Source organism: Lentzea sp. NPDC004789 (assembly GCF_053601075.1).
In genome coordinates this window covers 151,489-165,949 of record NZ_JBSGBE010000003.1, presented here as the reverse complement: position 1 = coordinate 165,949, position 14,461 = coordinate 151,489, and the positions used below count along the sequence as shown (strand labels likewise).

14 protein-coding genes are annotated in these 14,461 nt (G+C 68.2%); 9 read left to right on the top strand and 5 right to left on the bottom strand.

Annotated features, from left to right (window positions below):
- Window positions 1-3: 3 nt before the first annotated feature.
- Window positions 4-348: an NTP pyrophosphohydrolase gene (locus tag ACWEIJ_RS08390; protein WP_449836508.1), complete on the top strand. Its 345-nt coding sequence runs from the start codon at window positions 4-6 to the stop codon at window positions 346-348.
- Here ACWEIJ_RS08390 and ACWEIJ_RS08385 read toward each other — a convergent pair.
- Window positions 345-1,118: an HAD family hydrolase gene (locus tag ACWEIJ_RS08385; RefSeq protein ID WP_449836507.1), complete on the bottom strand. Its 774-nt coding sequence runs from the start codon at window positions 1,116-1,118 to the stop codon at window positions 345-347. The two genes, ACWEIJ_RS08390 and ACWEIJ_RS08385, sit on opposite strands and share 4 nt — an antisense overlap.
- A gap of 459 nt (window positions 1,119-1,577) precedes the next feature.
- Between ACWEIJ_RS08385 and ACWEIJ_RS08380 the strand changes: the two genes are divergently transcribed.
- Together ACWEIJ_RS08380 and ACWEIJ_RS08375 are read left to right on the top strand one after the other, a co-directional pair.
- Entirely contained in the window at window positions 1,578-2,270 is a 693-nt protein-coding gene (locus ACWEIJ_RS08380) for a hypothetical protein (RefSeq protein WP_449836506.1), read from the top strand.
- 252 nt (window positions 2,271-2,522) lie between these two features.
- The gene (locus tag ACWEIJ_RS08375) at window positions 2,523-3,191 is read left to right on the top strand and encodes a dienelactone hydrolase family protein (protein WP_449836505.1); all 669 of its coding nucleotides are present in this window, start codon (window positions 2,523-2,525) and stop codon (window positions 3,189-3,191) included.
- Here the strand turns inward: ACWEIJ_RS08375 and ACWEIJ_RS08370 are convergent.
- Window positions 3,188-4,207 carry an NAD(P)-binding domain-containing protein gene (locus ACWEIJ_RS08370; RefSeq protein ID WP_449836504.1) on the bottom strand — a complete coding sequence of 340 codons (1,020 nt, stop codon included), beginning with the start codon at window positions 4,205-4,207 and terminating at the stop codon, window positions 3,188-3,190. The two genes, ACWEIJ_RS08375 and ACWEIJ_RS08370, sit on opposite strands and share 4 nt — an antisense overlap.
- Window positions 4,208-4,450: 243 nt before the next feature.
- Here ACWEIJ_RS08370 and ACWEIJ_RS08365 point away from each other — a divergent pair, with 243 nt between their 5' ends.
- From ACWEIJ_RS08365 to ACWEIJ_RS08350, 4 genes are all read left to right on the top strand, one after another.
- Entirely contained in the window at window positions 4,451-6,271 is a 1,821-nt protein-coding gene (locus ACWEIJ_RS08365; RefSeq protein ID WP_449836503.1) for an NHL domain-containing thioredoxin family protein, read from the top strand.
- Between the two features lie 36 nt (window positions 6,272-6,307).
- Complete coding sequence (locus ACWEIJ_RS08360; RefSeq protein WP_109632928.1) at window positions 6,308-6,601, top strand: GroES family chaperonin; 294 nt, start codon at window positions 6,308-6,310, stop codon at window positions 6,599-6,601.
- A gap of 282 nt (window positions 6,602-6,883) precedes the next feature.
- On the top strand, window positions 6,884-8,668 hold the full coding sequence (locus tag ACWEIJ_RS08355; protein ID WP_449836858.1) for a VanW family protein: 1,785 nt from the start codon (window positions 6,884-6,886) through the stop codon (window positions 8,666-8,668).
- 109 nt (window positions 8,669-8,777) lie between these two features.
- On the top strand, window positions 8,778-9,506 hold the full coding sequence (locus ACWEIJ_RS08350) for a DUF1206 domain-containing protein (protein WP_449836857.1): 729 nt from the start codon (window positions 8,778-8,780) through the stop codon (window positions 9,504-9,506).
- A 58-nt stretch (window positions 9,507-9,564) separates the two neighbouring features.
- Here the strand turns inward: ACWEIJ_RS08350 and ACWEIJ_RS08345 are convergent, their stop codons facing one another.
- Complete coding sequence (locus ACWEIJ_RS08345; protein WP_449836502.1) at window positions 9,565-11,400, bottom strand: acyl-CoA dehydrogenase; 1,836 nt, start codon at window positions 11,398-11,400, stop codon at window positions 9,565-9,567.
- 184 nt (window positions 11,401-11,584) lie between these two features.
- Here ACWEIJ_RS08345 and ACWEIJ_RS08340 point away from each other — a divergent pair, with 184 nt between their 5' ends.
- Window positions 11,585-12,088, top strand: a complete 504-nt coding sequence (locus ACWEIJ_RS08340; protein ID WP_449836501.1) for a PH domain-containing protein — start codon at window positions 11,585-11,587, stop codon at window positions 12,086-12,088.
- Here ACWEIJ_RS08340 and ACWEIJ_RS08335 read toward each other — a convergent pair.
- Entirely contained in the window at window positions 12,003-13,037 is a 1,035-nt protein-coding gene (locus ACWEIJ_RS08335) for an FAD-dependent oxidoreductase (protein WP_449836500.1), read from the bottom strand. The genes ACWEIJ_RS08340 and ACWEIJ_RS08335 overlap by 86 nt on opposite strands.
- An 82-nt stretch (window positions 13,038-13,119) precedes the next feature.
- Here ACWEIJ_RS08335 and ACWEIJ_RS08330 point away from each other — a divergent pair, with 82 nt between their 5' ends.
- Window positions 13,120-13,698: a TetR/AcrR family transcriptional regulator gene (locus tag ACWEIJ_RS08330; protein WP_449836499.1), complete on the top strand. Its 579-nt coding sequence runs from the start codon at window positions 13,120-13,122 to the stop codon at window positions 13,696-13,698.
- On the opposite strand, the gene ACWEIJ_RS08325 is transcribed toward ACWEIJ_RS08330, so the two are convergent.
- The gene (locus tag ACWEIJ_RS08325) at window positions 13,660-14,298 is read right to left on the bottom strand and encodes a response regulator transcription factor (protein ID WP_449836498.1); all 639 of its coding nucleotides are present in this window, start codon (window positions 14,296-14,298) and stop codon (window positions 13,660-13,662) included. The genes ACWEIJ_RS08330 and ACWEIJ_RS08325 overlap by 39 nt on opposite strands.
- Window positions 14,299-14,461 lie beyond the last annotated feature (163 nt).

Here is a 14,461-nt window from a genome sequence, read left to right as displayed (position 1 = left end):
GGCGTGAAGCCGTTGCTCGTGGTCGATGCCGCCAACGTCGTGGGTTCGGTGCCCGACGGGTGGTGGCGCGACCGGGCGGGCGCGGCCGAACGCCTCCGCGACGCGCTGCGAGGCCGGGACGAGGAGGTCGTCCTCGTCGTGGAGGGCAAGGCGCGCAACGTGTCCAGCATCGACGACGTCCGCGTGGTCGCGGCCTCCGGCGACGGCGACGACAAGATCGTCGAGGTGGTGCGGGCCGAGGGCGCCGGCCGTGCGGTGACCGTGGTGACCGCCGACCGCGAACTGCGGCGGCGGGTGACAGCGCTGGGTGCCGAGGTGGCGGGGCCGACCTCGGTGCCGCGCCGCTAGAGGTCGAACAGCTTCTCGAGGACCTGGGCGACACCGTCTTCGGTGTTGGGCGGCGCGTGGTTGGCGCACGCCTGCTTGACGAGCGGGTGCGCGTTGCCCATCGCGTAGGCCGTGCCGGCCCACCCGAGCACCGACAGGTCGTTCGGCATGTCCCCGAACGCGATCACTTCTTCCCTGCGGATTCCTCTTGCGCCGCACAGGGACGCGAGTGTGGCGGCCTTGGACACACCCGGCGGGCTGATCTCCAGCAGACCCGTGCCGCCGGAGTGCGTGACCGTGACGTGCCGGCCGACCGCCTCCCTGGCGATCTCCATCATGTGATCGCTCTCACGCTCCGGCGCCCACGCGAGCATCTGCACGACCTGGTGCGCCTCCGCGAAGACGTGGTCGAGCAGTTCGAGTGTCCGATGTGGATTTTTCGGCCCGAAGCCCTGGAAACCGGGCTCCGACAACACCTCCAGGCCGGTTTCGACCGCGATGCCGACGTCCGGGATCACCTGCGCCAGCGCCTCCGCCACCTTCCGCACCACGTCGAACGGCACGGTCTGCGCGTGCGTGACCTCCCGGTTCGTCAGGTCGTAGATCATCGCGCCGTTCGCGCAGATCGCCGTGCCGGTGAGCGCGAGGTCCTGCACGAACCGCGGCGGCCGCGCCGTGACGACCACGACGTCCGCGTCGACGGCGTCGAGCACGGCGCGGGTGTGATCGCTCAGCACCCCACCCGGTTGCAGCAGCGTGCCGTCGAGGTCGGTCGCGACCAGTCTGATCATCGGCCGATTATCGGGCAGGATCTCCGCGCGTACGAACGATTTGCCCGACTCGGCTGTCCCCGCCGGATGGGATCTGGGTCGCGATTTTCCGTGCGGTGGCAATCAATTGGGGACGGTCGTCCGCTCGGTCCTGCCCGGAAGCCCTTGGAGATACCCGTTCTGGTGAGTGTTGATGCGGTGCACGCCAACACCTTCGAGTGAAGAACGCGGAAAAGCGCGTCTGTCTACTTGCGACGGTGTTCGCCGACGCTAATGTGGCGGCACTCGACTCACCGCGCGCATTCCTGTTCAGGCAAGAGCGGGATGCCATCTCAGCGGTTACTCATCTGAAGGAAACGGAGAAGTTCCATGTTCAATTCGGGCGCCCTGCGTCGGTCCGTTCTCGGCACCGTGGCAGTCACCATCGCGGTTGGTTCCGTTCTGGCATCCTCCGCCGGCGCCTTTGCGGGCGAGAGCGAGATGAAGGCGTCTGACTTCAGCCAGGTCGCCGCCGCTCCCGTGGAGAACAACGGGTCGATCGACGGTCTCGTGACCACGGTCGGTGCGCCGCTGGTCAACGTGAACATCCCCTGCCCCGCCCCGTGGCAGCAGGGTGGCGTCGCCGGCTCGGACTACAACGCCTGCAACAACGCCCCGGTCTACCAGCAGGGCGCAATGGTCGGCGGTGACCTGGGCGGCGACGGGTCCGGCTCGCGCAACGACGGCTTCGGTCAGACCGCTGCCGCTCCGGTGCAGAACAACGGGTCGATCAACGGTCTCGTCACCACGGTCGGTGCGCCGCTGGTCAACGTGAACATCCCCTGCCCCGCCCCGTGGAACCAGGGTGGCGTCGCCGGCGCCGACTACAACGCCTGCAACAACGCCCCGGTCTTCCAGCAGGACGCGCCGGTGGCCGGCAACCTCGTCGGCACGGAACGGAGCTGGGCGGACCAGCCGACGGGCTTCGGTCAGACCGCTGCCGCTCCGGTGCAGAACAACGGGTCGATCAACGGTCTCGTCACCACGGCCGGTGCGCCGCTGGTCAACGTCAACGTCCCGTGCCCCGCTCCGTGGCAGCAGGGTGGCCTGTTCGGCTCTGACTACAACGCCTGCAGCAACGCTCCGGTCTACCAGCAGGACGCGGTCGTCAAGGGCAGCCTGATCGGCCGGTAAGGCTCGGTCTGCCAACACCGAAGCCACCTTCTGAAAGTGACGGGGTGGATGTCGCCGCCGAGGGCTCGGGCGACATCCACCGCGTTCCCCCTGGGCGTTCTCGTTCGCCTTTCGGGAAATGCTGGAAAGCTCGCTGATTTCTGTTGACCGCGGGATCGGGCGGATCTTCGGGGCCGCCTGCCTGGAACTCGCTGCCACGGCAACCTGGGGCTTCTTCAGCTCCTCGTCCCGCTCATCGGGCAAGATCGATGCATGACCCATCGAATTGACGGCATGCCCCTGCCGGTGTGGTTGCCCGAGGCCGGTTCCGGTCCCGGCATCGTCCTGATCCAGGAGATCTTCGGGCTGGACGGGTACCTGCGAGGTGTCGCGGAGCAGCTCGCGGCTCTCGGCTACGTCGTGGCCGTGCCCGAGCTGTTCCACCGCTTCCAGCCGGGCTGGGTGGGTGAGCACGACGAGGCGGGTATCCAGAAGTCGATGGAGGTCGTCGGCAACCTCGACTTCCCGCTGGCAGTAGGGGACGTCACCGCGTCGGTCGAGTACCTGCGCGGCCTGCCGGAGGTCACCGGCGGCGTGGGAGTGCTCGGCTTCTGCCTCGGCGGCACCCTGGCCTACTCGGCGGCCGTCGCCGCCGACCCGGACACCGCCGTGTCGTTCTACGGCTCGGGCGTGCCCGACCAGATCGGCACGCTGGACGAGGTGTCCTGCCCGATCCTGTTCCTCTTCGGCACCGAGGACCCGTACCTCCCCGGCTACCAGAAGGTCGTGGACGCGGCGGCGGAGCACCCCGGCGCCGAGATCCACCTGGAGGCCGCGGGCCACGCGTTCCTCAACCACCTCGGCCCCTGGTACGACGCGGAAGCCGCGCACCGCGCCTGGGACGTGACCACGGCGTTCCTCGCCCGCACCCTGCCGGTCTAGGAGATGCACGGCACCGCGAGCTGCTGCGAGAAGAACCTCTCCAGCGGCTTGCGGTGCAGCCGGCGTTCCACGGCGATCAGCTCGTTGCGCCGGTAGTGGCTGATCTGCGTGCTGGTGACGACGAACCCGTTGCGCTCGGTCGTCGGCATCTCGTCGTAGAGGAGCGCGTGCTGCCCTTGCGGCACAACGACATCCGCCAGCCCTTCGGGAATCTGCCTGGCCCGTCCGGCGATGGTCGCGGCCAACGAGTCGGGCCGGTTCCTGAGCTTGCGGTGCGGCCACGGCACCCCGTGGTGCTCGGCCTCCAGCGTCCGGTGCAACGCCCGCGCGGAATGCCTGATGGCCTTGATCGAGTCGCCGGTGATGACGTGCGCGTCGGGGACGTCGAGGCTGGTGTCCCGCCGGAACCCGGCACACACGATCACCTTGTCGTACCGCAGCTCCCCGGCGCCGTCGATGGCGACGACCAACTCGTTGCCCTGCTTGACGATCCGCTGCACCTTCCGCCCCACCGTGTGCGTGAGCCGCGCCGTGGCCGCGATGTTGTCGGCCGTCTCGAACGCACTGCGCCCGCGCCCGATGATCAGCACCCGCTTCCCCGCGTACAAGGTCGGATCCGTGGCGGCACTCGCATAGGTGTCCGCGTGCTCGACACCGGGAATGCTCGGCACGTGCGGCTTCTTGCCGATCGCGAGGATCACGTGCCGCGCCTGGTACTCCGCCGGGTCGCTGACCCGCGTGCCGTACCGGATGTGCAACGGCCGCGCGAAGTCCTCCAGATACCGCACCAGATCGTCCGCATCGGGAAACGCCCGCTTGCTGTACCGCCCGAACGGCACCCCGTCGAACAGCGAGTTGTCGTCCGTCGCGAGGACCCGATGCCTGGGGAACTCGCGGAAGAAACTCGCCGGCCCCGATTCCGCTTCCAGGATCACGTAGTCGCGGCCCGCCCGGTGCAGAAAACTCCCGATCTGCAGTCCCGCGGGACCCGCCCCGATCACCAGGTACTCCACCATCACGCACCTCCCGGCGTCCTCTACGCCAATGGCGGCGCAAAGGTTCAGACGGGCGGTCTGCCTTCCATCATCGAGGATTCCGGGCGACTTCGGTCAATCAGAAGGCACATAAGGATTGTTGTGCTGATCGGCCCAACCGCCTCAACCCTTGGTCGTGAGCGGCCGTCCACACGGTGGTCGAGTCGATCGTCCACATGATGGAACCCGGAATGGACGCCCTGTTCCACAGTGTTGGATACGGTCGTGACGACTGCCAAGCGCCGTGCCCGTGTCCGTGCCCCTGAACTGGTAGGACGCGGCTGGCTGAACACCGGTGACACCGCGGTCAGCCTCAAGGACCTCCGCGGCAAGATCGTGCTGCTCGACTTCTGGACCTTCTGCTGCATCAACTGCCTGCACGTCCTGGACGAGCTGCGCCCCCTCGAAAAGGCGCACGAGGACGTCCTGGTCACGATCGGTGTGCACTCGCCGAAGTTCGTGCACGAGGCCGACCCGGACGCGCTGAAGGCGGCCGTCGAGCGCTACGAGGTGCACCACCCGGTCCTGGACGACCCGGAGCTCACGACCTGGCAGAACTACGCCGTGAAGGCGTGGCCCACGCTCGTGCTGGTCGACCCCGAGGGCTACGTCGTGCACGTCGCCGCGGGTGAGGGCCACGTCGAGGCGCTCGACACGATCATCAGGGAGCTGATCGAGGAGCACGACGCCAAGGGCACGCTGCACCGGGGCACCGGTCCGTACGTCGCTCCGGAGCCGACGAACACCACGCTCAGGTTCCCCGCGAAGGCGATCGTCACGCCGAGCAACACGATCCTGGTCAGCGACTCCGCCCACCACAGCGTCGTGGAGCTGGAAGCCGACGGCGAGACCGTCGTCCGCCGCATCGGCACCGGGGAGCGCGGCAGGCAGGACGGCCTGAACCCGACCTTCTCCGAGCCCGCGGGCCTCACGCTCGTGCCCAACACCCACGGCTACGACGTCGTCGTCGCGGACACCGTCAACCACCTGCTTCGGGGCCTCAACCTGGAGACCGGCGAGGTCACGACCCTCGCGGGCACGGGTGAGCAGTGGCGCGACGGCGAGACCGACGGGCCCGCCGACAAGATCGACCTCACGAGTCCGTGGGACGTCGCCTGGTGGAACGGCGGCGTCGCCATCGCCATGGCGGGCAACCACACGCTGGGCTTCTTCGACCCCGAGACCAACACGACGAAGAGGCTCGCGGGCACCACCGTCGAAGGCATCAACGACGGGCCCGCCGACCAGGCCTTCTTCGCGCAGACGTCCGGGCTTGCCGCGGACGGTGACCGGCTCTGGATGGTCGACTCCGAGACCAGCGCACTGCGCTACCTGGAGAACGGCGAGGTCCACACCGTCATCGGCAAGGGGCTGTTCGCGTTCGGGCACAAGGACGGCGACGCGGACGAGGCTCTGCTGCAGCACCCGCTGGGCGTCACGGTGCTGAACGACCACTCGGTCGCAATCTCGGACACCTACAACAACGCCATCCGGCGCTTCGACCCCGAGACGAACACCCTGACCACGATCGCGACGGACGTCGCCGAGCCGTCCGACGCCCTCCAGGTCGGCGACGAGCTCGTGGTCGTGGCGTCGGCGGCGCACCGGCTCGAACGGTTCTCCGCGGCCGCCACGAAGATCGACGGTCAGGAGCACGCGGTCAAGCGACCGTCCACCGACATCGCGCCCGGTGAGCTGGAGCTCGCGGTCATCTTCACCCCGCCGACGGGGACGAAGCTGGACGAGCGGTACGGGCCGTCGACGCGGCTGGAGATCACCAGCTCACCGCCCGAGCTGATCGTCGAGGGCGCCGGGGTGAGCACCGAACTGGTACGGGCGTTGCGGATCAACGATCAGGTCACGAACGGCGTTCTGCACGTCGTAGCGCAGGCCGCCAGTTGCAGTGACGATCCTGCCGACGAACACCCGGTCTGCCGCCTGACCAGGCAGGACTGGGGCGTGCCCGTTCGAGTGGTCGCCGATGCACCTGCCCGGCTGCCGTTGCTGATGGGCGGCATGGACGAGGCAGCTCCGGCGGGCACGTAGACTCTGGCGGTGCCTGATGTCAAGCTCGAGATCCAGATGCTGTACGACCGCGTCATGGTGCGCATCTCGCCGGAGGACGGCGAGCGGCGTTCCAGCGGAGGCATTGTGATCCCCGCTACCGCCCAGATGGCGAAGCGGTTGGCGTGGGGTGATGTGTTCGGGGTCGGTACCAGCGTGCGACACGTGAAGGTGGGCGACCGGGTGCTGTTCAACCCGGAAGATCAGCTTGAGGTCGAGGTGCAGGGCACCACGTATCTCGTGATGAGAGAACGCGACCTGCACGCTGTGGCCAGTGAGCTCACCGAGCACGGTACTGGTCTGTACCTATGAGCCGCCGGTTCGTGATCTGCGCCTGATAGCTACACACACATATGCCGCCTCAGTAGAGACAGGGCAACGGGGAGAGCTGTGCCGTACGACGCTGACAAGACGAGAGCGATGCCGTCGGTCCATCCCGGCAGCACCGCCTCGGAGCAGACGACGAAGATCGCGCCCGTGAGCATCGACGCGCCCGCCGCGTCGTGGCCGTCCGAGGAGCCGGACAACGAGCCGACCATCGCCGCGGCCGTGCCCGGCGTCGGCTTTCCCGCCAGTGAGGACGCCACCGAGTTCATGCTGCCGGTGCCGCCCCCGCAGCCGCGGCCTGAGGACTCCGGCGTCTACGGACCCGTGATGATCGAGCCGGGCGAGGACGAGGCGGCGCCGAAGAACGGCAAGAAGAAGGCCCTCGTCGTGGCCGCGGCCGTGGTCGGTGCGTTCGGCCTGCTCTACGGCCTCGACATCCTCGTGTCCAGCGGCAACGTGCCGCGCGGCGTGACCGTGGCCGGCGTCGACGTCGGCGGCATGAGCCACGACGCCGCCGAGAAGAAGCTCCGCGACTCGATCGGCCCGAGGCTGAGCAAGCCGGTCGCGCTCAAGGCCGGTGACGTCACGGCCGAGCTCGACCCCAAGGCAGCGGGTCTGGAGCTCGACTGGGACGCCACGATCGACCGTGCGGGCAGCCAGCCGCTCAGCCCGATCACCCGCGTCACCTCGTTCTTCACCAGCCGTGAGGTCGGTGTCGCGACGAAGGCGGACGACAAGAAGCTCGGCGGCGCGCTGGAGGCCATGCGGCCCAAGCTCGACCACGAGCCGATCGAGGGCACCATCAAGTTCGAGGGCGCCAGTCCTGTCGCCGTCGAGCCGCACGACGGCCAGAAGCTCAAGGCCGAGGAGGCCGTCAACGCCGTCGTCGCGAACTGGGCGTCCGGCAACCCGGTCGCGGTCCCGATGGACTTCACCCCGGTCAAGACGAGCAAGCAGGGCGTCGAGAAGGCGCTCAACGACGTGGTGAAGACCGCGGTCTCCGGCCCGGTCAAGATCAAGGGTGAGGGCAAGGACGCGACCCTGACGCCCGAGCAGATCGCCGGCACGCTGGCGTTCGAGCCGGGCGACGGCGGCGCGCTGAACGTCAAGCCCAACAAGGACAAGCTCGTCGAGGTGGTCGCACCGCAGCTCAAGGACACGATCAAGGAGGGCAAGGACGCCCAGATCGTGTTCGAGGGCGGCAGGCCGGTCGTCAAGGAGTCGGTGGACGGCCTCGACGTCGACTGGGACAAGAACCTCCAGCCCTACTTCGACACGCTGACGAAGACCGACGGGCGCGAGGTCAAGTTCGAGTACAAGCACGCGCCGGCGAAGGTCACCACCGAGCAGGCGAACAAGATGGGCATCAAGGAGGTCATCGGCGAGTTCACCACCGGTGGCTTCGCCGCCGCCTCCGGCGTCAACATCCGGGTCGTCGCCGAGAAGGTCAACGGAGCGATCGTCAAGCCGCACGAGACGTTCAGCCTCAACAAGTACACCGGCCCCCGCGGCACCGCGCAGGGTTACGTCGAGGCGGGCATCATCAACGACGGCATCCCCGACAAGGCGGTCGGTGGCGGTATCTCGCAGTTCGCGACCACGCTCTACAACGCGTCCTACTACGCGGGCATGAAAGACGCGGGCCACAAGGAGCACAGCTACTGGATCACGCGGTACCCGAAGGGCCGCGAGGCCACGGTGTTCATGGAGCCCGACGGCACCAGCCTGATCGACATCGCGTTCACGAACCCGGACGACACGGGCGTCGCCATCCAGACGATCTGGACCCCCTCGTCGATCAAGATCGTGTTGTGGGGCACCAAGAACTACGACGTCACCGGCTCCACGAGCGGCGATTTCAACCCCACCCAGCCGCAGGAGAAGAAGGTCAGCAAGGCCGGGTGCTCGCCGAGCAACGGTGCCCCCGGCTTCTCGGTGACGGACACCCGCACGATCAAGGACCGCCGCACGGGCCAGACCCGCAGCGAGTCGCGCACCGTCCGGTACGACCCGCAGTTCAAGATCGTCTGTGAGCCGCCGCCCGGCGGCTGAGCGTTCCGCAGATTCGCAGTGGCCACGCGCGGGTATTCACCCGTTCGTGGCCACTGTTGCGAATGAGGCGCGAAGACATCCCGTCGTCCAGACGCTGGGGCGGGTGGGGATGGTTGTGTACGGGGCGGTCCACGTGCTCATCGCGTGGCTGGCGCTCCAGGTCGCGTTCGGCGGCGACGCCGAGCGGACGGATTCGAAGGGCGCGCTGAGCGAGATCGCGCAGAACGGTGCCTGGCTGCTGTGGGCGGTGGGCATCGGACTGGTGTTCTTCGCGCTCTGGCAGCTGCTCCTGGCCTGTGTCGGGTACACCTACATCACCAAGCAGCGCAAGCGGATCTCCAAGCGCGTCGGGTCCGCCGCCAGGGCCATCACCTCTGGCGGTATCGCCCTGGGTGCGTTCAAGTACGCCACGAGCGGCAGCACCAAAGACCAGACGCAGCAACAACAAGAGCTGACCGCGCAGGTGCTCTCGTGGCCGGGTGGTCAGTTCATCGTCGGCGCGGTCGCGATCGGCGTGATCATCACCGCGGGCGTGATCGTCTACAAGGGCGTCAAGAAGTCCTTCGAGAAGGACCTCGACATGGGCCGTGCGCCGTCGTGGATCGAACCGGTCGGCCGGATCGGCTGGATCGGCAAGGGCGTCGCGTACGGCGTGATCGGCGTCCTCATCGGACTGGCGGCGATCAAGGCCGACCCTGAGCAGTCCGGCGGCCTGGACAAGGCCCTGCACACGTTGGCGGCACAGCCTTTCGGCATGTTCCTGCTCAGCGCGGTCGCGATCGGCATCGCCGCGTTCGGCGTCTACTGCTTCGTGGCGGCGCGAGCGCTCAAGGGATGAAAAACGGGTCCTCGCACCTCGGGCAGGAGGTGCGAGGACCCGTTGTCCTTGCCGTGTCTCAGAAAGCGCTCTCGTCGATGTCCATCAGCGAGTTGTCGGTGGACTCGGCGACCTTGCGGCGGGCGGTGAGCTCCGGCAGCACGTTCTTCGCGAAGAACGACGCCACGGCGACCTTGCCCTCGTAGAACGCCTTGTCCTTGGCCGACGGCGTGCCGCCGAGCTTCTGCAGCGCGACCTCGGCCTGGCGCAGCAGCAGCCAGCCGACGAGCACGTCACCCGCGGTCATCAGCAGGCGGACCGAGTTCTGGCCGACCTTGTAGAGGTTGCGGACGTCCTCCTGCGACGAGGTCAGGAAGCCGACCAGCGAGCCGAGCATGCCCTGCAGGTCCTCGAGACCCTGCTTGAGCAGCGCGCGCTCCTCCTTCAGCCGGCCGTTGCCGCCCTCGTTGTCGAGGAACGACTGGATCTCGCCGTTGATGAACGCGAGCGCCTGGCCCTTGTCGCGGATGATCTTCCGGAAGAAGAAGTCCAGCGACTGGATGGCCGTGGTGCCCTCGTACAGGGAGTCGATCTTCGAGTCGCGGATGTACTGCTCGATCGGGTACTCCTGCAGGAAGCCCGAGCCGCCCAGGGTCTGCAGCGACTGCGCCAGCTGCTCGTACGCGCGCTCCGAACCGACGCCCTTGACGATTGGCAGCAGCAGGTCGTTGACCTGAGCCGCGAGCTTGGCGTCATCGCCGCCGAGCATCACCTTGTCCTGGAACGTCGCGGTGTACAGGTACACGGCGCGCAGGCCCTCGGCGTACGCCTTCTGCAGCATCAGGCTGCGGCGCACGTCCGGGTGGTTGGTGATGGTGACGCGCGGGGCCGTCTTGTCCGTCATGCGGGTCAGGTCGGCGGACTGGACGCGCTCCTTGGCGTAGGACAGCGCGTTCAGGTAGCCGGTCGACAGCGTCGCGATGGCCTTGGTGCCGACCATCATGCGGGCGTACTCGATGACGTCGAACATCTGCGCGATGCCGTCGTGCACCTCGCCGAGCAGCCAGCCCTTGGCGGGCACGCCGTGCTGGCCGAACGTCAGCTCGCACGTGGTGGACGCCTTGATGCCCATCTTGTGCTCGACGTTGGTCACGAAGGCGCCGTTGCGCTCGCCCAGCTCACCGGTCTGCGGGTCGAAGTGGAACTTCGGCACGAGGAACAGCGACAGGCCCTTGGTGCCCGGCTTGGCCTCGACGCCTTCGCCCTCGGGACGCGCCAGCACCAGGTGCATGATGTTCTCGGTCAGGTCCTGGTCGGCGGACGTGATGAAGCGCTTCACGCCCTCGATGTGCCAGGAACCGTCGTCCTGCTTGATCGCCTTGGTGCGGCCGGCACCGACGTCCGAACCGGCGTCCGGCTCGGTCAGCACCATCGTGGCGCCCCAGCCGCGGTCGATCATGATCTGCGCCCAGTGCTTGTCGCGCTCGATGCCGTTGTTGTAGACGACCGTCGCGAAGCTCGGGCCCGCCAGGTACATGTAGATCGGCGGGTTGGCGCCGAGCATCATCTCGGACGCGGCCCAGACGACCGACGGCGGAGTGCCGTAGCCGCCCAGCGCCTCGGGCAGGAACATGCGGTACCACTCGCCGTCCCACACGGCCTTGTACGACTTCTTCAGCGACTCCGGCAGGGTCGCCGAGAAGGTCTGCGGGTCGTACTTCGGCGGGTTCCGGTCAGCGTCGGCGAACGAGTCCGCCATCGGACCCTCCGCCAGGATCTTCACCTCGGCCAGAACGCCGCGCGCGGTGTCCTCGTCGGACTGCTCGAACGGCCCCTTGCCGAGGTGGTCCTGCACGTTGAAGACCTCGAACAGGTTGAATTCGAGATCCCGGACGTTGCTCTTGTAGTGGCCCATCTCGTCAGCTCACTCCTCAGGGTCGCGGCGGGGTCGCCTACTGACCGGTAACAACAGAGTATTACTCGACAGTAACCCCGGCAAGGGCGACCACCCACTGGTGGCGGAACAGACACTCCTCCGTGAGCCCTGAACGGGACATGAACGCTGGTCAGGCTCATGCCGGCCGCACTAGCCTGAATTCGTGACCAAGCACGTCGACAGGGTCGCCCGCGTGCGGTACGGGTTGTCGGCCCTGTTCCTCGTGGGCATCTCGCTCGTTCCCCTCGTCACCAGCCTCCAGGCAGGCCATCTGCTCCTGGCCCTGCTCGCCGGTCTGCTGCCGGTCGTACCGGTGCTGCTGGTGTGGCGGACGGTCCGGCTCGCGGTGCTGCTCGGCGACGAGGGCGTGGTGATCAGGAACGTCCTGCGCGACGTTCACCTGTCGTGGGACGACGTCGTCGGCGTGGAGTTCGACGACCAGGGCGGCCTGTACTTCCAGCTGCGGTGGGGCCAGGAGAGCTGCCGGGCGTTTCCCGGTGCTCCGATGGGCCGTTCCTACGACGAAGAGGCCCGCTGGACCGTGCACGCCGAGGCGGTCGCCCGGCTGGACGACCGGCGCGTCAGACGCGCACCGGATGCTCGGGGAACATCCTCGCCAGCCCCACCTCCGTCCGCGCCTGGAACTCCGCCGACCTCGGCAACATGACGGACTCGTAGGCGCGCACGCCGTCGTGGACGCCGTGCTCGGCGATCGCGAGCGCCAGCTCGGCCGCGTCCTGCATCGCGAGGTTCGCCCCGACGCCCAGCGGCGGCATCAGGTGGGCGGCGTCGCCGAGCAACGTCACGCCCGGCGTGTGCTCCCACGTGTGGGGCACCGGCAGCGCGTACAGCGGCCGGTGGAAGAGCTCGCCCGCGAGGAACGCCTGCAACGACGGGTGCCAGTTCGCGCAGAGCTCCAGCAGTTCGGCGTTGGAGGGCCTCCAATGTTCACGCGCGCGCATGCACACGTACGCGCGGATGTGGTCGCCGCTGTTGCGCTGGGCCCACAGCATCAGGCCCTCGTCGTCCACGACCATCGTGCCCTGACCGGTGAGGTCGAGCAGCTGCTCGTCGTGGTCGTGCCGGGTCTCGACGAACATCACGCCGGTGTACTCGGGAGTGGCGGGCGACACGGCCGGCCGCACCCGTGACCAGGCCCCGTCCGCGCCGATGACCAGGTCGAACGTGTCGGTCGAGCCGTCGGGGAACGTGACCTCGCCCGGTGCCGCGGAGTCGATGCCGAGACCCCAGCTCACCGTGCCCGGCTTGAGCGAGTCGAGCAGCAGCCCGCGCAGCTGACCGCGGTCGATCTCCGGCCGGAAGTCGCCCTCGGCCGGCTGGTGCTCGATCAACGCGGCCGTGGCGTGGTCGACCGTGCGCTGCTCCTGGCCTTCGAACCGGGCGAGCGCGCGCCACTCGTCGTAGAGGCCGGCGGTGCGGACGGCCTCCTGGCCGCTGCCCGCGTGCAGGTCGATGGTGCCGCCCTGCTGCCGGGCGTCCGGCGAGCTCTCGCGCTCGAAGACGGTGACGTTCTCGAAGCCGTGCAGCTGGAGGACGCGGGCACAGGTGAGGCCGCCGAGCCCGGCCCCTGCGATGGCGATGCGTGGTGTGGTCATGGCATCGATGAAACCGCATCGACTTAAAAAGTGCAACGACTACACTTTTGAAGTGGCTCAACTCGCGAGGTAGGATCTGTTCGTGACCGAACTCGGCCGCCGTGAGCGCAAGAAGCTGCAGACCCGCCAGTCGATCGCCGACGCGGCGCTGGAGCTGTTCCTGGCGCGCGGGTTCGACGACGTGGGCGTGAAGGAGATCGCCGACCACGCGGACGTGTCGGTGACGACGTTGTTCAAGCACTTCCCGAGCAAGGAGGCGCTGCTCTTCGACGAGGACGCGGAGACGGAGGCGGCGCTGGTCGCGGCGGTGCGCGAGCGGCCGGCCGGGCAGTCGATCCCGCAGGCGCTGAAGAACCACTTCCTGGGCGCGGCCACCAACCACGCCGACCACCCGTTGTTCGCCACCTTCGTCCGGCTGGTCGAGAGCACGCCGTCGTTGCGGGCGTACCAGCGCGCCATGTGGCTCAGGCAGGGGACGTCGCTGGCGCGTGCCATCGCCGAGGAGATCGGCGCGCCACCGGACGACGTGCGGTGCGCGGGGCTGGCGCGGTTCGCGCTGGAGGCCCGCGACGTGATCTTCGGCCGCCAGGACCGCGAGCAGGTGGCGGAGGCGTTGTTCGGGCTACTCGAACACGGCTGGGCGGCCGATCAGCAGTCCTGACCGGTAGGCGAGCGACACCGCATGTGTGCGGTCGCGCGCGCTCAGCTTGCGCAGGATGCCCTTCACGTGGGTGCGCACGGTCTCCACGGACACGATCAGCTCGTCGGCGACCTGCTGGTTCTCCAGCCCGTCCGCGATGAGCGTGAGCACCTCGTACTCGCGCCGGGTCAGCGTCGGCCGTTCCGTCGGCCGCAGGTCGGGGTGCACGTATCCGCGTGAACGGCACGTCTCGCCGATCACCCGCACGATCTGCTCCGGCTGGGCCGACCGCGGCACGACGCCGCGCACGCCCGCCTCCAGCGCGGTCGTCACGTAGTTCGCGTGCGAGTGCGCGTCCCGGACCAGTCCGATGACCAGCAGGTGCGGGTCCCGTTCGACCAGCAGCCGGGCGAGGTGGCCGACGGGGTCGAGCACGGAGTCGACGAGCAGCACGTCGGGACGCAGTCGTTCGTGCAGGCGAACGGCCGCGTGCAGATCGCCGGTCGAGCCGAGCCAGCGCAGCCCGGCGGTCCGCTTGACCAGGGCGGACAGGCCCTCGCGGTAGAGCGGTACGGGGTCGATCAACGCGACGCCGGGAGCAGGCCGGCCGGTCGGGAGCATCGGCACCTCCGTTCGTGCTTCCGGAGTTGAGACGTGCGTCCCCTGGACGTGTGACGTGGAAAGTCTTGTTCATGTGGATGAACAAGGGTCACGAATGTGATTCAAGACCGGCGCAAGTCTTCCGTCACCCGGCAACAGTCTCGTAAGACCTACGTCACATATC